The organism is Halobacillus campisalis, from assembly GCF_030345335.1.
Lineage (GTDB): Bacteria > Bacillota > Bacilli > Bacillales > Halobacillaceae > Halobacillus_A > Halobacillus_A campisalis.
In genome coordinates this window covers 50,068-69,396 of the sequence record NZ_JAPVRC010000009.1, presented here as the reverse complement: position 1 = coordinate 69,396, position 19,329 = coordinate 50,068, and the positions used below count along the sequence as shown (strand labels likewise).

Annotated in this window: 19 protein-coding genes and 1 riboswitch; of the genes, 5 read left to right on the top strand and 14 right to left on the bottom strand. The window is 42.8% G+C overall.

Translation table 11 applies throughout. The annotated features are described in order from the left end of the window. Positions 1-1,038: 1,038 nt before the first annotated feature. The 5 genes from O2Q26_RS16210 to O2Q26_RS16195 form a co-directional block, all read right to left on the bottom strand. Positions 1,039-2,193 (bottom strand): AI-2E family transporter, encoded by a 1,155-nt coding sequence (locus tag O2Q26_RS16210; RefSeq protein ID WP_289216886.1) that lies wholly within the window; start codon positions 2,191-2,193, stop codon positions 1,039-1,041. Positions 2,194-2,310: 117 nt separating this feature from the next. Continuing rightward, complete coding sequence (locus O2Q26_RS19175) at positions 2,311-2,394, bottom strand: hypothetical protein (RefSeq protein ID WP_491624965.1); 84 nt, start codon at positions 2,392-2,394, stop codon at positions 2,311-2,313. 78 nt (positions 2,395-2,472) lie between these two features. Further along, on the bottom strand, positions 2,473-3,489 hold the full coding sequence (locus O2Q26_RS16205; protein ID WP_289216885.1) for a thiazole biosynthesis adenylyltransferase ThiF: 1,017 nt from the start codon (positions 3,487-3,489) through the stop codon (positions 2,473-2,475). Between the two features lie 51 nt (positions 3,490-3,540). Next, positions 3,541-4,347 carry an SDR family NAD(P)-dependent oxidoreductase gene (locus O2Q26_RS16200; RefSeq protein WP_289216884.1) on the bottom strand — a complete coding sequence of 269 codons (807 nt, stop codon included), beginning with the start codon at positions 4,345-4,347 and terminating at the stop codon, positions 3,541-3,543. A 185-nt stretch (positions 4,348-4,532) separates the two neighbouring features. Then, positions 4,533-4,688, bottom strand: coding sequence for a hypothetical protein (locus O2Q26_RS16195; protein ID WP_289216883.1), 156 nt, complete (start codon positions 4,686-4,688; stop codon positions 4,533-4,535). A 245-nt stretch (positions 4,689-4,933) separates the two neighbouring features. Between O2Q26_RS16195 and O2Q26_RS16190 the strand changes: the two genes are divergently transcribed. Both O2Q26_RS16190 and O2Q26_RS16185 read left to right on the top strand, forming a co-directional pair. Continuing rightward, positions 4,934-5,494, top strand: a complete 561-nt coding sequence (locus O2Q26_RS16190) for an NADPH-dependent FMN reductase (RefSeq protein ID WP_289216882.1) — start codon at positions 4,934-4,936, stop codon at positions 5,492-5,494. Positions 5,495-5,634: 140 nt separating this feature from the next. Beyond that, on the top strand, positions 5,635-7,143 hold the full coding sequence (locus tag O2Q26_RS16185; RefSeq protein ID WP_289216881.1) for a UDP-N-acetylmuramoyl-L-alanyl-D-glutamate--2,6-diaminopimelate ligase: 1,509 nt from the start codon (positions 5,635-5,637) through the stop codon (positions 7,141-7,143). Positions 7,144-7,282: 139 nt separating this feature from the next. Here the strand turns inward: O2Q26_RS16185 and O2Q26_RS16180 are convergent, their stop codons facing one another. After that, positions 7,283-8,581: a (Fe-S)-binding protein gene (locus O2Q26_RS16180; protein WP_289216880.1), complete on the bottom strand. Its 1,299-nt coding sequence runs from the start codon at positions 8,579-8,581 to the stop codon at positions 7,283-7,285. Beyond that, positions 8,574-9,977 carry an FAD-binding oxidoreductase gene (locus O2Q26_RS16175; protein ID WP_289216879.1) on the bottom strand — a complete coding sequence of 468 codons (1,404 nt, stop codon included), beginning with the start codon at positions 9,975-9,977 and terminating at the stop codon, positions 8,574-8,576. The genes O2Q26_RS16180 and O2Q26_RS16175 overlap by 8 nt, the downstream gene beginning before the upstream one ends. Before the next feature lie 121 nt (positions 9,978-10,098). Between O2Q26_RS16175 and O2Q26_RS16170 the strand changes: the two genes are divergently transcribed. Next, positions 10,099-11,160, top strand: coding sequence for a class I SAM-dependent methyltransferase (locus O2Q26_RS16170; protein WP_289216878.1), 1,062 nt, complete (start codon positions 10,099-10,101; stop codon positions 11,158-11,160). Between the two features lie 39 nt (positions 11,161-11,199). Here O2Q26_RS16170 and O2Q26_RS16165 read toward each other — a convergent pair whose 3' ends face one another. Continuing rightward, the gene (locus O2Q26_RS16165; protein ID WP_289216877.1) at positions 11,200-11,958 is read right to left on the bottom strand and encodes a MerR family transcriptional regulator; all 759 of its coding nucleotides are present in this window, start codon (positions 11,956-11,958) and stop codon (positions 11,200-11,202) included. Between the two features lie 163 nt (positions 11,959-12,121). Here O2Q26_RS16165 and O2Q26_RS16160 point away from each other — a divergent pair, with 163 nt between their 5' ends. Continuing rightward, on the top strand, positions 12,122-12,592 hold the full coding sequence (locus tag O2Q26_RS16160; protein ID WP_289216876.1) for a DinB family protein: 471 nt from the start codon (positions 12,122-12,124) through the stop codon (positions 12,590-12,592). A gap of 237 nt (positions 12,593-12,829) precedes the next feature. On the opposite strand, the gene O2Q26_RS16155 is transcribed toward O2Q26_RS16160, so the two are convergent. After that, complete coding sequence (locus tag O2Q26_RS16155; RefSeq protein WP_289216875.1) at positions 12,830-13,729, bottom strand: formate/nitrite transporter family protein; 900 nt, start codon at positions 13,727-13,729, stop codon at positions 12,830-12,832. Between the two features lie 127 nt (positions 13,730-13,856). On the opposite strand from O2Q26_RS16155, the gene O2Q26_RS16150 reads away from it, so the two are divergent. Then, complete coding sequence (locus O2Q26_RS16150; RefSeq protein WP_253935778.1) at positions 13,857-14,033, top strand: hypothetical protein; 177 nt, start codon at positions 13,857-13,859, stop codon at positions 14,031-14,033. A gap of 34 nt (positions 14,034-14,067) precedes the next feature. On the opposite strand, the gene O2Q26_RS16145 is transcribed toward O2Q26_RS16150, so the two are convergent. From O2Q26_RS16145 to O2Q26_RS16125, 5 genes are all read right to left on the bottom strand, one after another. After that, positions 14,068-14,640 (bottom strand): NADPH-dependent FMN reductase, encoded by a 573-nt coding sequence (locus O2Q26_RS16145; RefSeq protein ID WP_289216874.1) that lies wholly within the window; start codon positions 14,638-14,640, stop codon positions 14,068-14,070. Further along, positions 14,637-15,725 carry a dimethylsulfone monooxygenase SfnG gene (sfnG, locus tag O2Q26_RS16140; protein ID WP_289216873.1) on the bottom strand — a complete coding sequence of 363 codons (1,089 nt, stop codon included), beginning with the start codon at positions 15,723-15,725 and terminating at the stop codon, positions 14,637-14,639. The genes O2Q26_RS16145 and sfnG overlap by 4 nt, the downstream gene beginning before the upstream one ends. Before the next feature lie 169 nt (positions 15,726-15,894). Continuing rightward, positions 15,895-15,997: riboswitch (SAM riboswitch) on the bottom strand. Positions 15,998-16,927: 930 nt separating this feature from the next. Beyond that, a complete protein-coding gene (locus O2Q26_RS16135) occupies positions 16,928-17,377 on the bottom strand; it encodes a DUF4064 domain-containing protein (protein WP_289216872.1) in 450 nt (149 codons plus the stop codon). A gap of 19 nt (positions 17,378-17,396) precedes the next feature. Next, a complete protein-coding gene (locus tag O2Q26_RS16130) occupies positions 17,397-18,353 on the bottom strand; it encodes an ABC transporter permease (RefSeq protein ID WP_289216871.1) in 957 nt (318 codons plus the stop codon). Continuing rightward, entirely contained in the window at positions 18,346-19,266 is a 921-nt protein-coding gene (locus O2Q26_RS16125; RefSeq protein ID WP_289216870.1) for an ABC transporter ATP-binding protein, read from the bottom strand. The genes O2Q26_RS16130 and O2Q26_RS16125 overlap by 8 nt, the downstream gene beginning before the upstream one ends. Between the last annotated feature and the right edge of the window lie 63 nt (positions 19,267-19,329).

Below are 19,329 nucleotides of genomic sequence, written 5' to 3'. Positions count from 1 at the left end.
AACAGACAAAAGCGCTTGGATTTTATTATCCAAGCGCTTTTGTCTGTTTTTTCATAAAAAGTTATTAAGCTATATGGCAGGATAGCGAAAGACTTGATTTCGATATATTTGGTGAGGGGGTCAGGGGTGGTTGGGAAGCTATTCGCTTTCTTGTGGGGAACTGGCGAGCTTCCTCGGGCTGAAACCCAGTAGTATCTCTGCGGTTCCGTCATCGGGATGAGTGGAAGGTGGTTTTAGGAATGGGCTCGCTTTCCGTGGGAGTGCAGTGAGCTTCCTCAGGCTGCCGCCTTCCGGGATCTCACCAATCACTCTCATCCCACCTCTTACACCTTAATAGTCTAGGGCGTGAATCCGTTCATATATCTCAGGGGGGGCTATCCAGCTCCAGCGCTTAGCGGCTACTGAGACTTCCTTCACTTCTGTACGATAAGTCAACATCGAATCACTCCGTTCTTCGTGTTTCCTTTATCTCCGACAGCTCAGTCCAGTCCATACGCCGCTGAACGAAGCGCTTCCGCTTTTACAAAGGGCGTCTCGCAGCTTCCCAACAACCCCATTCGATAGATATGAGAAACGCCCCACATAAGGAGCGACTTCCTTCATTGCTGTTCTGTAGGCAGAAAACGCTATACAGCAAGTCTTTCGATCACTTGCTTAGATTTAGATTGCTGCTTTTCCTTGCAGCGGTTTCGAGACACTTATATGGTAAGGGGCGGAAGGAAACGGTGAGACTCCTGTGGGATGAGCGGGACAGGTGAGACCCCACAGAGCGAAGCTCGAGGAGGCTCAGCGCCCGTCCCACGGAAAGCGAACCGTTTCCTTCCGCCCCTAAAGTCACACTATGTCTCGAAACTAAGTCTTCAAGAAGAGGGAGTTTATATGAATATAAACATTAAAACTTACCAGAGGCTTTAACTTAGAAATTTCCGTTACTAAAAGTAGAGCTTGAACCGGTAATGGATCACTTTCCATGGTCTGACGCCCTGCGAGATCTCACCATGTTCTGCATCCCAAAGGAGCCCGCTGTAACAGACGCTTTTATTTCGTAGTTCCGTACTGATTCTCAGGTTCCGCATATTTATTGAACCTGCGTTGAAACCAGTAAAACAAATGAGTGACGACAACTTTGATGATAGCGTAGGCCGGGATAGCTACAATGATACCAAGCACCCCGAATAAATGGCCCGCCGTTAATAAGACGAATATGATAGTAACGGGATGGACATGCAGTCGTTTCCCCATAATTTGCGGGGATATGAACTTTCCTTCTAACAACTGGACGACTGTCCATACTAAAGTAAGCTTCAAGAGCATGAATGGAGACGTGACAATAGCAATGATCAACGCTGGAATAATCGCAATCATAGGTCCAAGATACGGCACGACACTTGTGACACTTGCTATAGCCGCAAGCAATAACGCATAGTCAAGGCCGATGATGAGAAAACCGATATACATCATCACACCTATACAGAAGCTGACGATGATCTGCCCTTGTATATAAGCACTGAGCTGGTGATCGATCCCTTTAAATACACTGGAAAGCTCCGGACGAACCTTTGGCGGGAAAATTTTTAAAATCATATTCGGGAATTTTTCCCCATCTTTTAAAAGGTAAAATAAAATGAACGGCAGCGTAATTAAGGCAATAATCACGTTTGTCACAGTGGATATAAATGTCGTCAAACCTTCTACTGTATTTCCAGCATAAGTTGAAAAATTCTCAGAAACCTGCCCAAGGGTCCCCTCAAGGTCCCGGAACAAATCGTTGTAGTAGCCTGCAAAAATTGAATTCTTCATCCAACTATGGATGGAATCTGCCAATTCCATTAAATATTGAGGCAATTCCTGAGCCAGACTCAAGAACTGTCTTTCCAGAAAAGGAATGATCAAAAATACAATCAATGTGATCACACCAGCCACAATAGCTAAAGTAATCAGTATCCCCCAAATCCGCTTAAGACCGAAACGCTCTAACAGTCTTATGAAAGGACTCAATAAATAATAGACAACCACTGTAAATATGACGGGCAAAGCGGCTGTTTCAATGAAAATGACGATTGGATGGAAAATGAAAGAAACTTGTGTATATACTAAAACATTGATTCCGACGAACAGGATAACTGCCAGTATGTAAAGTAGATTCCTGCCCCCGAAAAAACGTATCATAGGTGTAGATTCCCATCTATCCATATAAATCTCCTCCTTCCCGCATATGGCTTAATGATAATACATTCCGCCTTAAATTTCTTTTATATTATCCTATAAAAAAAACGTGCCTCGTCCGGCACGTTTTCCTTCCTTACTTTTTTACCTGCGTTTCCGCATGAACTTTCTAATTAATGGATATATCATTGGACCATATTTAATCGCACGTTTAAGCAATCTCCCCATGTTGATAACCTCCTACCCGATTTGGTTTCTTATTGGTTATGTTTCCCTGTTATTGCTAAACTAAAACACGCTTTCTGTTCACCCTACGACCTTATGGTACAGACGACGGGCTTCGGTCACATCTTTTGTACCATGAATCAGAACTCGTCCATCTTTGAAAAAAACCATGCGGTAATCATTCGTTTGAAAAGATAGCAAAAATGGATTCTCCTCTACGTTCCCTGCTGGAATTGCCGCTTTCAATTCTTCAAAATTCCTCTCCACTTTTTGTCCAGGACGTATTTGAACCGTATCACGGCCGCAGAGCACTGCCGTTTTCGTTTGATGTTCTAAAGACAAGAAGGGGTAGGACGGGTTTTCACCGCAGGAAGGACAATCTTTATTTTTTGCGCGGCCGACTTTCACTCCAGAATATTGATGGTTCCATAGATCAAAAGTGATCAGTTTATGAAACAGGGCGTCATAGTCACCTACTAACAGCTTTAAAGCTTCTGCCACCTGGTGTGCTGTTACCATATGTACAGCGGGACTGATGATACCCGCCGTGTCACATGTAGCCCCTCCTAAGGGTACAGATTCCAGCAGACAATGCAGGCATGGGGTTTCCCCGGGAACTATTGTGAAACTCATCCCATGACTTCCTACACATCCGCCATAAATCCAGGGTGTAGCATACTTTTGGCAGCAGTCATTAAGCAACATCCGCGTGTCAAAATTATCTGTAGCATCTAACACGATATCCACAGTCGGAATAAGAAATTCCATCTCTTCTCGCTGAACATCCATAATATAGGCTTCGATCGTCACTTCTGAATTGTAAAGCTGCAGCTTTTCTTTGGCGGCAACCGCTTTGGGAGTACGGCTGCGCGCATCTTCCTCTTCAAATAGCTGCTGTCTTTGCAGGTTACTCCATTCCACATAGTCCCGATCCACTATCGTCAGCTTACCGATACCTGATCTGACGAGTTGCTCTGCACTGCTTGTCCCAAGAGCACCAGCTCCAAGAATCAACACATGTTTCGACTTTATTTTGTTTTGTCCTTTTTCACCAATAGGTGTAAAGAGGTGCTGACGTGAATAGCGATCTTGAGCCATACTTGCTCCTCCGTTCATTCATGATAGACTTTGAATTATTTTATCATGAAGTTACCTCATGACGCTTCCTCCAGAAATTTTCATAGACTCTCCTATGATATTTGAAGAAGCGTCTGACAATAAAAAGATAATGGCACGGGACACTTCTCCTGGAGTGCTCAACTGACCGGACGGAATCCCAGCTTCAGCCATCTTTAACTGTTCCTCGTAGCTGCGTCCCTCACGCTCGCCCTTACTTTTGATCGCTTGCTGGCCCATTGCCGTATCAACATAGCCGGGACATACGGCGTTGACCCGGATGTTGTGTTCTATCGCTTCTACAGCAAGAGATTGAGTGAAGCCTGTGACCGCAAATTTTGAGGCACTGTAGGCGATGTTACTATGTGTTCCTCTCAAACCAGACAATGAGGATAAATTCACGATGGCTCCTCTCGGGTTCGATTGTTGTTTCATATGTTTATAAACTTCCTGAGTCAGTAAAACTGTCGAAAAGTAGTTTAATTCCATGACCGATCGAAGATCTTCTTCTGATATCTCGTCTAAAGGACCGCCGCCGATTACTCCAGCAGAATTGACTAGCCCTGTTATTGGTCCCTGTTGTTCAGCCGCTTCAGAAACCAGCCCTTTACGAGCTTCCTGATCATTCATATCAGCAGGGGCAGAGAACACTTTGGCATCGCTGTCCACATTCATGCATGCTTCCTCTAAAGCTTTAAGTTTCTCTTCGTCTCTTCCTGTAATCGTGACAGCAGCTCCGGCTTTTACCGCTTCGACTGCTGTTTCGTAACCGATACCTCCGGTCGCCCCGGTAATAAGTATATGGTGCCCTGATAATGCTTCGTTTGAGAATACGTTCATGATGAAGCCTCCTTTTATGATAAAGATTACACTTTTTTAGAGACTTCAAACTTTTATCCACAAAAAAAATCAACGCCCTAACTTATTTTCTGTTAAGACGTTGATTCCAGGGAACAGCTTTCGGCCAATCCCTCGTTATTTGTTTGTTATATTTTCTCATAGCTACCGTCACCACTTCTTAGTCATTATTTCCGCTTGTTTTTACGGAATGGCATTAGAAGCTTGCCGCTTTTTGTGCGCTCCACTTTTGTGGAAGCTGTCTTTTGAGATTCCTTAGCTTCTTCACTATTCTTATAATCTTGATCGAATAGTTCACGAGCTTTGGAATAAAGCATGGTCATTTTGATTACCTCCCTTACGTTAGTATATTAATATAATTCCCAGATTCATTCACACTAAAACTAAAGAATTTAAGAAAATTCTACTCCCTATAAGGGGGGTAACGCAATAGTTTTTTTTACAAATTTTTTGACATATTACGGTGATTTTTTTACCATGGCATAATAAAGAGGATGCAGATGATTAGAAAGTTGCCATGACGGCCTTTATAATAGGATTATGCAATGTATATCTAGGAGGATTTATTATGATAAAAGTAGCGGCTCTTGTCGGAAGTCTTCGTAAAGATTCTTATAACATGAAATTGACTAATTTTATGAAAGAAAGATACAAAGGTCGTTTAGATATCCATGTTGTCCCTATTCGCGATTTAGCTTTTTATGATCAGGATGTCGAGAATGAAACTCCCCCTTCTGTGCAGCGCTTTAAAGCAGAAGTCGCTGATGCCGATGCTTTTCTAATCGTAACGCCTGAATTCAATCATTCAATCCCCGGTGTGCTTAAAAATGCACTGGACTGGCTGTCCCGCGGGGAACGTGAAATGGCGAATAAAGCCACCTTCATAGCAGGTGCCACGATGGGTGTTCTTGGAACCGTACGAGCTCAAATGCAGCTCCGTCAAATCTTGAACTCTCCTGGAATGGGCGCGAATGTGCTGCCTGGTAATGAGATTCTAATCGGAAAGATCCAAGATAAGATGGACACCGATGGACATCTGCACGACAAACAGACGGTCGACTTTCTTGATAACGTTATCGAACAATTTATTCCTTTTGCAGAAGCACAAAAAGAAGAAGCTTATCACTAAATAATGGAAACATTGAGACTAGCCTTTAATCGTTAGCCGATTGAGGGCTTTATTTATGTTTACCCTCTTTAGTATAGGGAATTTATTCAGCATTAGCATAGCAGCTTACTAAAGAGATTTACAAAAAGGATGATGAAGACATGCAGAAGAAACTACAGCATTGGAATGAAGTCGTTGAAGGCACGGTCCTTGGCCCCCTTGCTCAATATGCTTCTACAGTAGAGTACGATTCGAGAGAGACGACTGAAGACTCCATATTTGTATGTATACCTGGAGAAAACTACGATGGACATCAGTTCATTGAGCAAGCCATTAAGAATGGAGCAAAAACCGTAGCGGGTACGGACGCACATCTACTTTCTACATATTCTTCCACTTTTCCTTCTATTACTTTCATCCATGTAGCCGATGCCCGAATAGCACTTTCACACCTATCTTCTCACGTATTCGGAAATCCTTCTGAATCATTATCTACGATCGGTGTCACAGGTACGAATGGTAAAACTACGGTTACTTCTTTCATTTACTCCATTTTGAATGCCCTTTCGCTTCGCACAGGATCTATCGGTACGGCGGGAATTTGGGACGACGCACAGAAAACAAGTTTCAGGCAGACTGTTCCTACTACTCCGGAAGCCCCTGATATTCATAGGGTGCTCGACCATTTTAACCAAAAAGGGATGAAAGCAGCTGTCATAGAATCTACTTCTATCGCCATTGAACAAAAGAGGCTGGCAACTATTGATTTTAATGTAGCTGTCCATACAAATTTAACACCGGAGCATTTAGAGTTTCATGGCAGTATGGAAAATTATAAACAAGCTAAATTAAAGTTGTTTGAACAGGCTGAACGAGCCGTGGTCAACATTGATGATACAGTCATGGCAGGAGATATCCTGGAATTTTTCAACGGACCTCTCTTAACTTACGGAAAAAATGAGCGAGCCGACCTTCGAATGCGGGACATCCGTACTACGTTAGATGGCACATCCTTTACACTCCAAACACACGAAGGTCTATTTGAAGTTCATGCACCAGTTTACGGAGAATATAACGTCAGTAATCTATTGGCAGCCATTGGAGCCTGCAAACAGTCCGGATACTCTATGCCAGAAATCCTCTCTGTTATATCTATGGTGAAATGCCCGGAAGGACGCTATCAGATTGTAAAGAATGATGCCCCTTACCAAATTGTATTGGATTATGCTCATACACCTGATGCTTTATCAAACATTTTACAAGCGGTTCGATCCATTCCTTACCACAAACTAATCGTCATGATTACAGGGGTTGGATTAAGAGACCCAAACAAACGCCCATTAATGGCGAAAACGGTGGAAGGAATGGCTGATGAAATCATAGTGAGTGTCGACCAGCCTGGGTTTGCGGATCGTCAGGAAGTGGTGAATGATGTCCTTAAAGGATTCAGAAACCCGTTAGAACATAACATCCATACTAAATTATACAGAGAAGAAGCCATTCACCATGCTTTTGATTTAGCAGCCTCGGGAGACCTTGTTCTTTTAACAGGCATCGGTTTTGGAGGTTACCAGGTCATAGGCAATGAAAAAGTTCCTTACTCCGAGCTCGAAGTAATAGATGATTATTTCAATAAGTGTCCTTCTTATAAAGATTGCGTAATGTTTTAGAGAAAACCTTTCTATATTAAAACACCGAAGCGGACGAAGCTATATGAAGTTTCGTCCACCAAAGGTTGTGGAATGACAACTTTCTGCAGTCAGCCTTTTATCATTTGGCTATGTTAACACGGGACTTTAACAAAGCCTATCATTTAGGCACAGGTCCTGCCTCCATCAACAAATCTACTAAATGCATCGCCTCCATTTTCTTTTCAAGTCCAGTTCGTTCAATTCCTACTCTCATTTGAATCAGGCAGCCGGGATTAGTTGTGATGACAGCATCTGGCCGCTTTTCTTTGACATCATCCATCTTCACATCGAGGATTTTCATAGATTCATCATAATTCACTAAATTATAGATCCCTGCCGACCCGCAGCAGAAATCAGGACGTTTTAATGGTCTGAGCTTCAACCCCCTTACTTGATTCAATAGAAGGAGAGGCGGCTCGCTTACGCGTTGCACATGGGTCATGTGGCAGGAAGGCTGATAAGTTATCGTCAGCTCTACAGGCTCAGTGAATTCTAATCCATCCAATTCCACAAGAACTTCAGAAATGTCACGAACCTTCTCGGAAAAATCCTTTGCCTGCTCATGCCAATATGTTCCTCGCTCGAACAAGTGAGGATACTCAGTCATTTTTGCTCCACACCCACCCGCATTGTTGACGATATAATCTATTTCTTCGAGATCAAAAGCCTCCATGTTTCTGATGGCCAGCTCTTCTGCCGAAGACGACTTACCTGCGTGTGAATGCAAGGCTCCACAACAGGTCTGATTCCTTGGCACTACCACCTCTGCTCCAGAAAGCCGCAAGAGTTCCATAGTGTTTTGGTTGGTATCAAAAAACACACCATCCATGACGCATCCGGTAAAAAAAGCTACTGTCATTCTTAATTTATAATCAGGGCGTACACGATGTTTACGGAGGGATCTTTCTAATGGACCTGGCTGATCAGGTACAGCTTTCTCGAAACGGCTCACATTTAATGGGCTGGCCGAAGTCAAATACGTTACTTGCGCAAGCTTACGCATTCCTGATTTTTGATAAAGCCATGCCGCATTTCCCAATGTCCCCATCCAACGAGAAGAGGGAAAGACTCTATCAAACAAGAATTGTTCTGTCTTTCTTTGAAAGCCTGACTTAACTTCATGCTGCTCAATCGCTTCCTTCGCACCTTCTAAAATCCGACCATACTGGACGTTGGTAGGACAAATCGTTGTACAAGCCATGCATCCCAAACATTTCTCAATCGGCTCCTTCAAATCAGCTATCTTAATTTTCCCTTCGCCAGCCATTTTCACTAAATTAATCCGCCCTCTCGGAGAATGGGTTTCGCGTTTCATTGTTTCATATGTAGGACAGACAGGTAAGCAATAGCCACATTGGACGCAATCAAAGGTTTGATCGTAGTTTACTTGTTTCCTCAATGCTTCCAGATCACTCATTACGCAGCACTAACCTTTGACCCTGTTCAGTGAAAATTTTACCAGGATTTAAAATATTGTTCGGGTCCCAGCTTTCTTTCATACGTTTCATCATGTCGAGCCCCACCTTCCCAAGTTCAACTTCCATAAATGGCGCTTTCATTGTGCCAATTCCGTGTTCCCCGCTCAGCGTCCCGCCTAATTTAATAGCAGCCAGAAAAATTTCCTCTACCGCTGATTCGACTCTCGCCATTTCCTCCTGGTCTCGTTTATCACATAAAATATTAGGATGAAGGTTTCCGTCTCCGGCATGACCGAACACGACAATTTCGACTTTGTATTTTTCCTTAATCGCTTGCAGACGTTCCATCATTTCAGGAATTTTACTGCGGGGAACGGTAGCGTCCTCCGACACTTTCGTAGGTTTAATTTGAGCTATGGCAGGGGATACTTGCTTTCTTGCATGCCAGATCCGCGCAGCTTCTTCAGGATTACCTGGAACAATCGTTTCAGAAGCACCTAGTTCCATCATTATTTTTTCAACTACCTCTAGTTCAGCGGCTATCGCGTCAGGGTGTCCGTCCAGCTCTATGATGAGAATCGCTTCTGCATCAATCGGCAAACCTGATGGTTGAAAATTTTCTACGGCTCGGATGCATGCCTGATCCATAAACTCCATCTTAGAAGGAAGTATGCCTGAAGTGAGCGTTTTCGAAACGGCCTGTCCAGCCGACCTTATGTCTTTAAAAGAAACCATCAGGGTTTGGACTGCTGGAGGCTTTGGGAGAAGTTTCAGCGTGGCTTCCGTAATTACCGCAAGCGTTCCTTCAGACCCGACAATCAGTTTTGTCAGGTCAAATCCTGTAACGTTTTTGATGGTTTGTCCGCCTGTCCGGGTAATTTCTCCTTCAGGGGTGACAATTTCCAGTCCTAAAACAAAATCTTTTGTCACCCCGTACTTTAATCCTCTTGGTCCTCCAGAATTCTCTGCAAGGTTTCCGCCGATTGTTGCGACATGAGCACTACTCGGGTCAGGAGCATACATCAGCCCATATTCCTCAGCAGCTTGATTGATATTCGCTGGTAATGCACTCGGAGAGACTACCACCGTCAAATCCTCCGGGCGCACATCGATTTGTTCCGGCCACTGGGAAAGGTCCAGCACAGCTCCTCCATGAACCGGCAAAGGACCTCCACTTAAACATGTCCCCTTCCCCCTTGGATAGACAGGAAAATGAAATTCATTCGCAGCTTTCAGGACCGACGCCACTTCATACTTATTCTTCACCTGGACGACTGCCTCTGGTAAGTACTCCCCGAAAGAAGCGTCAAAACTATAACTGTGACGATCCGCTAACTCAGTTAATACCTGCTTTGGAGTAAGCACTCGCTTTAATTCATCGATCCAGTTTTTCATAGAATGGCCCCTTTCAAACATGATCTTTATAACTACTTCTGGTATAACACTTAAAATCCTTCAAGCAATTATTGTAAGCGCTATCATGGAAGTGTATAATAAATAGAAAATTAAGGAAGTGATGAACCTGTTAACAGAAAGCACACTAACTTCGGCTCACACTCGTCCATACTCAAGTTCTCATATCGGCAGAACTAAAAAGCTGCCATCTTACCGGATGGATTTACGAAGCTTTTCTGAAAAAGAATACAATAAATTCGTGACGTTACACACAGTAAAAGATTGGTCACAGTTGAAGTGGAAAGATATCGGACGTCCTTATGAAGTGAAAGCTGACTCTAAAGAGAAAACCGATTGGGAAAGCAGACATCAAAAGGCAATGGACCCGCACACTTCTTGGACTTACTTTAATAAAGCTTTTCACGAATGGTTCGTAAAAGACGTGCCTGGCGAATTGGCATCCTCCAAGCACGATTTTTTTAAGGAATTGAAATCCTTCAGACCAGGAGAAGTCAAACACACAATCGGCAGCATGGTGCAATTACATTTATGGAATTATGTTCACAGAATTCAGGATGGCATTTGGGATCCGAGAGGTAAACGAGCTCTCTTTGAAGGAATCGACATTAAAAAGCCAAGGATATTATTTCTCGGGGCTGCAGAAGGGTACGAAGCCATGCAGCTCGGCGCCATGTACCCTGGAGCAGAAATAGTGATGGTAGACTATGATGAATACTGCAAGACGACAAGGTTCGCTGAATTCCCGGAAGCCTACCCCTTCTTAGGTGAAAATCCGCAAACTGGACAGTCAAAAGTTTATTATAAAGATGATTTATCTATTGAATATATCGTAAATGATATTAGGAGCCTCGACTATGGACAAGAATTTGATATCGTCCTATCCGTCGGTTTATTGGAGCATTTTCCTGACGAATATAAGCACGAGGTTGCCGATTGGCACCGCCGCTTCCTTAAACCGGGCGGGTATGCGATCCTCACGACTCCAAGGAACCAAGTTCGCTCTAAAGTGTATTACCGCATTATGGCTGATGTCATGAACCATACGTACCGGGAGCTGATGACTGTGGAACAGATGGGCTTGTATATGTATGAAAGCGGGTTTAATATTTTGCGGCATGGCTATATCAAAGTACACAATGGGCTCGTATGCCAGCCCAGATAAAAAAACAGCCTTTCCCTTGTCAGGAAAGGCTGAGTCAGTTTAAGTTCTTTGATCACAGTACACGTGCATCGCTTTACTTACAAACGCTGCATACCCTTGTTTAACTTTATCGATATTCTTAGTAAACCTCGGATCGTTTACATACATATCAGCCAGTCCTCTGAAGATCTCGATAGAGCATGGATAGAAATATTTTGTGATATGCTGTCGTTTAGCATCTATACACTTTTGCACTTCTTCATCTGCAGGGTCCCGGTCCATCAACTGCACCAGACGTTTGTCTATTTCCTCGTTTTCCTCGTGGATTTTTTTCCAGTCATCCTTTGAGTAAGCCGAAGTTCTCTCAGCTGACTCTTTATAGGCATCCGTGTCCCCCCATCGTTGTTCCGCTTCTTTTGCATACTTCTTACGGTGCTCTTCAACCTTTTGCATATCAAACGGTTCAAACCTTTCTTTCGGTGTCATTGTTTCTCCCCCTCTAAAAGACGCTATCGATTGATCGACAGATTTGATCACCCTCTCCAATCTCGCCTTCTTCTCTAACAGAATTTTCTTGTGTTGCTGTAAAGCGCTCTGCTCGTCAAAATCGGGACTTTGTAAAATTTCTTTGATTTTTTGTAATGAAAAATCCAATTCCTTAAAAAATAGAATTTGTTGCAGTATAATGAAATCATTATCATCATAGTATCGGTACCCATTTCCCCCTTTTTTTGGAGTCAAGAGACCCATTCGATCATAATGGTGCAGTGTGCGCACACTAACACCCGCTAATTCAGCAGCTTCTTTCACTTTGTACACGGTGATCACCTCCTCTTGATCATAATTTATGACGTTACGTCATAGTCAATAGTATTTCCCGGGGAATATTGTCGTTTTTATAGAGATTTTCACATGTCGAAAGGTATTTCCCAAGTTATGAAGAATATATCATTAACAATTTTTATAAATGAGGGTATATCAAATGAATAAATACTGCGACAGCGCGTTCCATCAATTAGAAATAGTGATAGCATCTCTTTCAGAAATTCTTGGCCAGTTAAAAGATGAAGATTTAGATTTCAGGCCTACCAAAGGTAAGTTCTCTATCGGGGAACTTCTTGAGCATTTAGCTACAATTCCTGCGGCAGATGGAAGAGTTGCCGAAGGGGCTACTGAATCTGATATACAGGCATTTTACGAATCGATTTCCTTAAAAACTACGGAAGAAATATCTGCAACTCTATATGAACATTTTGCTCAACTGAAGTTTCAATATGAAAGCTATACGGAAGAACACTTATTTACTGAGATCACTTCATGGTGGGATGTTACATATACGCGTTTTGAATGGCTTTTAGAAATCATCGCCCATATGTACCACCACAGAGGCCAGCTTCATGCGATGCTCGTTCACACGTACGAGAAAGACCCTGAAATTATGCTGTTTGAATAATTGTTTAAACCACGACTTTTGAAGTCGTGGTTTATTTAGTTCTTATCATTTTGAAAAGTCATATGAAAGAATCGATTCCCAGTCGTCCTACTGTTCCGTCATCACAATAAGTGGATGGTGGTTTTAGGAAAGGCTCGATTCCTAAAGCCACCATCTTCTCATACAAAAGTCTCGAAACGTAAGGTTCAAGATAAGGAAACTTTAACGAAAGAAAAAAGCCTCCTTTAGAGGAGGCTTTTACTTGCGATTTTTCTTTTTACCTAAGCTTGTATTAAGGTCTTCTTTATAAGCGTAAGAGAAAAGTAACGAAACTAGAATTCCTCCGCCGATCAAGTTACCGATACTGGCAGGAATCAAGTTAAACCAAATATATTCATACCAAGCGTATTTGTCAGAGGCTAAAACTCCCATACTGAAATACCCCATATTGGCAGCACTGTGCTGGAAGTTACCAGCAACAAATAAAATAACCGGCAAAGTCGTACCTAATATTTTCCCTGTAATATCTCGCGCGGCCGTTGTCAGGAAAGCGGCCATGCCGATCAGCCAGTTAGCCAATATACCTGAAACAAGTACTTCAAACCACCCTTTTACTCCATGATCCATAAACTTCATTTTTTTATCTAAATAAGAAGATAGCTCTGAATAAAATTCTGGTGAGAGCGACCCGGATAATTCGATCAGGACGGCGACCATGACGGCACCGAGAATGTTACCGATATAAGTGGCTCCCCAGAATTTATATATATTGACCTTCATTAAATTTGATTTATTGAATAGGTAAGATGGCAGCAGTACATTGATTTCTGTAAACAGGATAGCGCCTGAAATGAAAACCATTGCGTAACCAGCTGCAAATCCAAAACCCGAAAGTAAATGGAAAAGACCCTGGGTTTCTACCCCTTCAGCAATAAGGATGGAAAATATTGCACCGAAAGTCATAAATGAGCCTGCAGTCAGAGCTAGAAGCATCATTCCGCCGAAAGGCTGCCCTAAGTGATCACGGCCTTTCTCTCCAAATTCATCAACGATTTGTGATGGAATATAAAATTGTCTGCGCGGACGCTCTGTTTTTTCTTGAATATTATTTTCAGTTTCTTTTTCTTGATATTCTTTCTGATTGTCATTCTCGCTCATTTCATCCCCTCCAATTTTCAACATATTCCCCTTTTTCCGAAACATTAATCCAATCCAAGCCTTTCATGCATATTCGGTGTAATTCTGGAAAAATTACTAAGTACTCAGGGTGAGAAGGAGGGATCATATGGGAAGCAGAGACCAAGTGTGTCTTGCTTGTGACGGCCGCGGCCTTTTAATGGATGATGAAGAGTGGCGTTACACGTGTAAAATTTGTGACGGAGACGGCTTTATGCCCCAGCAAACGAGTGTGGCGAATCGACAGCTAGCAGATGTGGATGAAATGAATCGGATTTTGGATTAAAAAAAGTGCTGGCACTATGTCCAGCACTTTTCTATCATCTCTGTATGGAAGGCTGAGGGACTCGGGCATGCTCTTTCCCTAACTTCCGAGTAAGCTCTGCTGTCGAAGCACCTAGTCCATTCAATCGGAACTCAATGTCTTCATCAGTGATTATACCGTTAGTGAAATGCCCATTATGTACGTATACTCCGCCAGGAACGACATGCGCTCTAAAATAATTTGCCAATGGATTAAGTTGATGATCGATGACTAAATAATGATGGTACGTCCCGCCGGTAGCTACAAATCCAACTGCTTTGCCACGAAGAGCGTCATTTGGAATCAAATCAAAAACGTTTTTCAAGGCACCCGTCAACGACGCACGATAAACAGGAGTCCCAATAATTAACGCATCAGCTTCTTCAATTAAATCAATGATTTTTTTCGTTTCTCCTTCGTAATCTGCAGGATTTCTGCCGTCACATAGAACTGTATCGAAATCTCCTAGATGGACGACCTCGGTTTCTAGTTCAGGATCAGCTTGTGCAGCTGCCTCTACGGCTTTATTCACTGCCGCCCATGTTTTAGAGCTTAGTGTCACACTGCCTGATATACCTAATAATTTCATGTCAAAACACCTTCCGTTTTTAATTTTTCTTCTTTTTCTTTTACTAATGGAATAACTTCTTTTCCAAACCGCTCCAAATCTTCTTCATAATGAAAATGGGCCGTTAAAACAATCGAAACCCCTATTCTCTTTAGTTCAATGATCCGGTCAGCTACTTGTTCAGGGGTTCCAATCAAGCCTGTTTTAAATCCGTCATTATATTGAACTAAGTCTTCATAAGAGGAATCTGCCCACATTCCTTCCTTATTTTCAGTCGATTGCCCCGCTTCTTTTACAGCTTCCTGAAATCCTTCTACTGCATCATCGTCAGCTGCATGTACAATATCCTGCAGTTGTTGGCGGGCTTCTTCTTCTGTATTGCGGACAATCGCAAATCCATGGGCAGCGAACTTCACTTCTCGGCCTTCTTTGGCAGCCAGCTCACTTACTTGATCGATTTGCTTTTTGAACCCCTCCAGTGTATTTCCGTTCATAAAGTAATAATCAGAAACTCGAGAAGCCATCTCTTTTGCATCATTTGAGTTTCCACCCTGGAAAATCGGTAAATTTCCACCTTGAACTGGTTTAGGCTTATGGGGTGCTTCATTTATTTCGTAATAGTCTCCTTTAAAAGAAGCCTGCTCTTTAGTCCAAAGCTCACGAAGTACTCGTATGAACTCTTCGGAGCGCTTGTAACGTTCTGCATGATCGAGCCATGGCTCTCCAAATCCGGTAAATTCCTGCTTGAACCACCCGCTGACAATGTTAACAGCTGCCCTCCCATTACTTATCTGATCCAATGTCGATAGCATTTTCGCATAAACAGCAGGGTGCCATAATCCGGGGTGGACCGCTGAAATCAATTTCAATTTTTTGGTGCTTGCCGCTAAGGCAGAGGCAAGTGTAATAGCCTCCAGTTGGTTTTCTGCTCCATAACTTGCAAAAAAACGAGTTTGCAAAAGGGCAAAATCATAGTTGGATTCCTCGGCGGTTTTGGCATAACGCTGATTAGATTCGAAATCCCACCCTGTTTTTTGTGGAAGCTTGGACACGACCAGTCCTCCGCTTACATTTGGAACCCAGTACGCAAATTGCAAATCACTCATTGTTCATCGTCTCCTTCTATTTTGTTTTATGGATACAAATCTCCCAATTCTCCTCGCGGTCTGCAGCACATCCGGTTAATCAAATCTGGACTTAAAACGAAAAAAGCCCTTTCTCACTTCACGAAGTAAGAAAGGGCGTTCTTTACGAATTTAAAATCCGAGCACGTCCTTCTCATCTTCGGAAGCTTACAGCATCCTCTGAATTTGGCACCGGGCTTTCGCTGGTTGCCGAGATTTCGCAGGGTCAGTCCCTCCATCTCTCTTGATAAGAAGTTAAAAAGTATTTAATTAAATGTTAAAGCTTATCTTAAGGGGTAATCCCTACCTTGTCAATCGGCATTCGCAATTTTCTCATAATTCATTCGTTTTTTTTAAAAAGTTATGCTAAATTTCGTTGTTGATTTTCATAAAAAGTTATTCAGCAATATGGCAGGATAGCGGAAGACTGGACTTCGAGGTGATCGGGGTTCGTTGCCTTTTTAAGAGTCAGGGGTGGTTGGGAAGCTACTCGCTTTCCTGTGGGGGAAGTGGCGAGCTTCCTCGGGCTTGCAGCCCTGTGGGATCTCGCCTACATCCTTCTCCCACCTTTTACACTTAAATTAGTGTAGGGCGTGAATCAGCCCATAAACCATATGGGGCCTATCCAGCTCCAGCGCTTAGCGGCTACTGAGACTTCCTTCACTTCTGTACGATAAGTCAACATCGAATCACTCCGTTCTTCGTGTTTCCTTTATCTCCGCCAGCTCAGTCCAGTCCATACGCCGCTGACCAAAGCGCTTCCGCTTTTACAAAAGGAGTCTCGCAGCTTCCCAACAACCCCATTCGATGAAGGTGAGAGACGAACCCTCAAATAAAGAAGCGCGCCCATGGGTGGAGGCCCCCACCACTAGCCATGTTCTGATCAAATACTTCATAATTAAATCATTCAGTGTTATTAGGTGCTGAAGTCCTGTCATAAGAGTTTCCGTGCTATTAATCATCATAAAGAGCTTCGGGAAATCGCGAGACTCCTGTGGGAAGAGAGTGCTCACCGCGCTCCCACGGAAAGGGAGTGATCTCCCGGAGCTCTTCCCGCTGTTAAACATAACGGAAACAGCCCACACATCTCAAACTGAGTCGAGTCCTCCACTAAAGTGAGTTTGTATTAATTAGCCTTTTTCTAAAGAAAAAAGCACGAGCCAAAACGGCTCGTACTTCCTGTTCTAATAACTCTCATTCGTTTCTTGTTCAACGACCGGCTGCTTCGGCTTTCTAACCAGGGCTACAATACCAGCAACAAGATAAGCCACCCCTCCGAACAAGCCTAAACCAAAAGTACCGAAAGTCAAAAGCACACCCGATACAATGAGGATAATCCCTGCAGCTTTCGGTTTCTTATTACCTTTAAGGAAAACAATCGATAGAATTCCTAAGACAATAGCCAGTATAGCTGCGGCTATAACGATCCAGGCTCCCGTAGCCACTCCATTGATCAACTGATCCACAGAGATCTGGTTAGGGTCTACGTTAGGATCCTGAGCCAGTATACTTTCTAATTCTGCTCTCGTTTGGGGATTGGAATCCAGATTCACGAATAATGCTCCAATTCCTATGGCTAATCCATAAAAGACAGCACCAATGATTGTAAATATTATTTCAACTGTTCGTTTCACACGTCCCACTTCCTTTCTACTAAGAATTTGTTACGTCACGTTTTGTAAAAAACAGCCATGATAATCCAAGAAATAAAATCAAGTATACAGCTAGAACACTAACTGAAAAACCGAGGGTAAGGTCAGGGATCATAGGTGTCCCAGTAAAGAACTGATTTAAATTCGTATTTGCAAATAAAATATATTTTGCCCATTCCTTATCCATAAAGAAAGCTACAATTGAATTTCCTGACAGCATGAGAAAGATAGCTACACCGATTGCTAAAGCACTATTTCTGAATACTGCCGAAATCATGAAAGCAAAAGTCGCCATCATGAATAGATTAACAGAACTCAATAAATATTGAGAGGCAGTATGTTGAAAAATAGGGGCTTCCTGCACTTCTCCATCCTTCATGAACAGGAAAGGCTCGTTAAAGTTATTTGTTCCAAATAAAGCCGCCCCAGTCAGGATGGATAAGACATATAGCAGCAACAGCATAGTTGCAGCATAGACTAACACCGACGTATATTTCGCCGCTAGTATTTTCGAACGTGAAATAGGTCGGATCAACAATAACTTTATTGTACCCCATTTAAATTCGTTTGCAATAATACTGGCAGCCACTATGATCGTCAGTAAGCTGATGATGGACACGTTCGTTCGATTTTCCTGCACGAAGTTCCATACGTTATACCCGCTCGGAGCAATGTCATTGTCTAGACGATATTGGTTCTTTGCTAATGTTTCCTCATTCATTGGAGCAAATCCAGAACCTTCTTCCATTTCACTCTCGATTTGCTCATTTTCTGCTTGTAATGCTTCTCGCCACTCATTACCAGCAGGCGCTTCTTGCTGCGTCATTCCTCCATCGACTTTTAGAATAATTCCAAATCCTATCACGAGCACAGCTAATATGATCAGCATCACCCATGTGGAAATTTGCGCATACATTTTCATCTGCTCATTTTTTACTAATTGGATAAAATTACTCAATAGCTCCCTCTCCAATCAAATCCAGGAATTTATCTTCTAAAGTAGATCGTGTGACGGTGACACTATAGACATCGATTTCCCGAGACACTAAACGAGCAATAATGCCTGGTATCTCTTCTCGTGTCACCGTAAAGGTCAATGCATCTTTGTTTTGCTGCACATCCCCTTCAATGACTTCATTCAATATTGTTTGCGCCTCTGCCATCGGCTCGGCTTCAAGGCTGACTTCTTTTTTCTCAGACTGCTGCAGCGCGTCATTGACAGACTGTATGGAGATAAGCTCTCCATTTTTAATGATTCCGATGCGATCACACATCATTTCCATTTCAGATAATATGTGACTGGAAACGATGACTGCCACGCCTTCTTCTGCTGCCAGCCGTCTTATATACGCACGGATTTCCCTGATACCGGAAGGATCAAGGCCGTTTGTCGGTTCATCCAGTATTAAGATAGATGGTTTATGTAGTAACGCCTGAGCAATTCCTAACCTCTGCCTCATGCCAAGGGAATACTTCGATACCTTATCGTTCACCCTTTTTTCTAACCCGACGAGTTTGATGACTTCTTCAATCCGTTCTTTTGTCACTCCAGGGACCATCCGTGAATAATGTATCAGGTTTTTTCTCCCGCTCATAAACGGATACATTTCAGGGTTTTCAACAATCCCTCCTACGTGCTGGACAGCTTTCTTATAATCATTCTTAACACTATGTCCTTTAATGATCACATCACCGTCTGTCATACTCATCAGACCAACCATCATACGGATCGTAGTGGTCTTTCCAGCTCCGTTCGGACCAAGGAAACCGAATACTTCTCCACTATTGATTTCGAAGTCCAGTCCCTTGATGATCGGTTTATTTTTAATAGTTTTCTTTAAGTTTTTCAACTGCATTACAGCTTTCGACATTTTCTAAAGTCCCTCCTTTTTTATCAATTCACCTTACTATCTACGAATCAGCTGCGGATGAGT

Bases quoted from the DNA above. Each gene is read 5' to 3' on its own strand.
- O2Q26_RS16210 (WP_289216886.1), bottom strand. From the start codon at position 2,193: ATGGATAGATGGGAATCTACACCTATGATACGTTTTTTCGGGGGCAGG.
- sfnG (WP_289216873.1), bottom strand. From the start codon at position 15,725: ATGAGTGATTTGCAATTTGCGTACTGGGTTCCAAATGTAAGCGGAGGA.
- O2Q26_RS16185 (WP_289216881.1), top strand. From the start codon at position 5,635: ATGCAGAAGAAACTACAGCATTGGAATGAAGTCGTTGAAGGCACGGTC.
- O2Q26_RS16195 (WP_289216883.1), bottom strand. From the start codon at position 4,688: ATGACCATGCTTTATTCCAAAGCTCGTGAACTATTCGATCAAGATTAT.
- O2Q26_RS16190 (WP_289216882.1), top strand. From the start codon at position 4,934: ATGATAAAAGTAGCGGCTCTTGTCGGAAGTCTTCGTAAAGATTCTTAT.
- O2Q26_RS16155 (WP_289216875.1), bottom strand. From the start codon at position 13,729: ATGAGCGAGAATGACAATCAGAAAGAATATCAAGAAAAAGAAACTGAA.
- O2Q26_RS16200 (WP_289216884.1), bottom strand. From the start codon at position 4,347: ATGAACGTATTCTCAAACGAAGCATTATCAGGGCACCATATACTTATT.
- O2Q26_RS19175 (WP_491624965.1), bottom strand. From the start codon at position 2,394: ATGGGGAGATTGCTTAAACGTGCGATTAAATATGGTCCAATGATATAT.
- O2Q26_RS16125 (WP_289216870.1), bottom strand. From the start codon at position 19,266: ATGTCGAAAGCTGTAATGCAGTTGAAAAACTTAAAGAAAACTATTAAA.
- O2Q26_RS16180 (WP_289216880.1), bottom strand. From the start codon at position 8,581: ATGAGTGATCTGGAAGCATTGAGGAAACAAGTAAACTACGATCAAACC.
- O2Q26_RS16175 (WP_289216879.1), bottom strand. From the start codon at position 9,977: ATGAAAAACTGGATCGATGAATTAAAGCGAGTGCTTACTCCAAAGCAG.
- O2Q26_RS16150 (WP_253935778.1), top strand. From the start codon at position 13,857: ATGGGAAGCAGAGACCAAGTGTGTCTTGCTTGTGACGGCCGCGGCCTT.
- O2Q26_RS16160 (WP_289216876.1), top strand. From the start codon at position 12,122: ATGAATAAATACTGCGACAGCGCGTTCCATCAATTAGAAATAGTGATA.
- O2Q26_RS16145 (WP_289216874.1), bottom strand. From the start codon at position 14,640: ATGAAATTATTAGGTATATCAGGCAGTGTGACACTAAGCTCTAAAACA.
- O2Q26_RS16170 (WP_289216878.1), top strand. From the start codon at position 10,099: ATGAACCTGTTAACAGAAAGCACACTAACTTCGGCTCACACTCGTCCA.
- O2Q26_RS16205 (WP_289216885.1), bottom strand. From the start codon at position 3,489: ATGGCTCAAGATCGCTATTCACGTCAGCACCTCTTTACACCTATTGGT.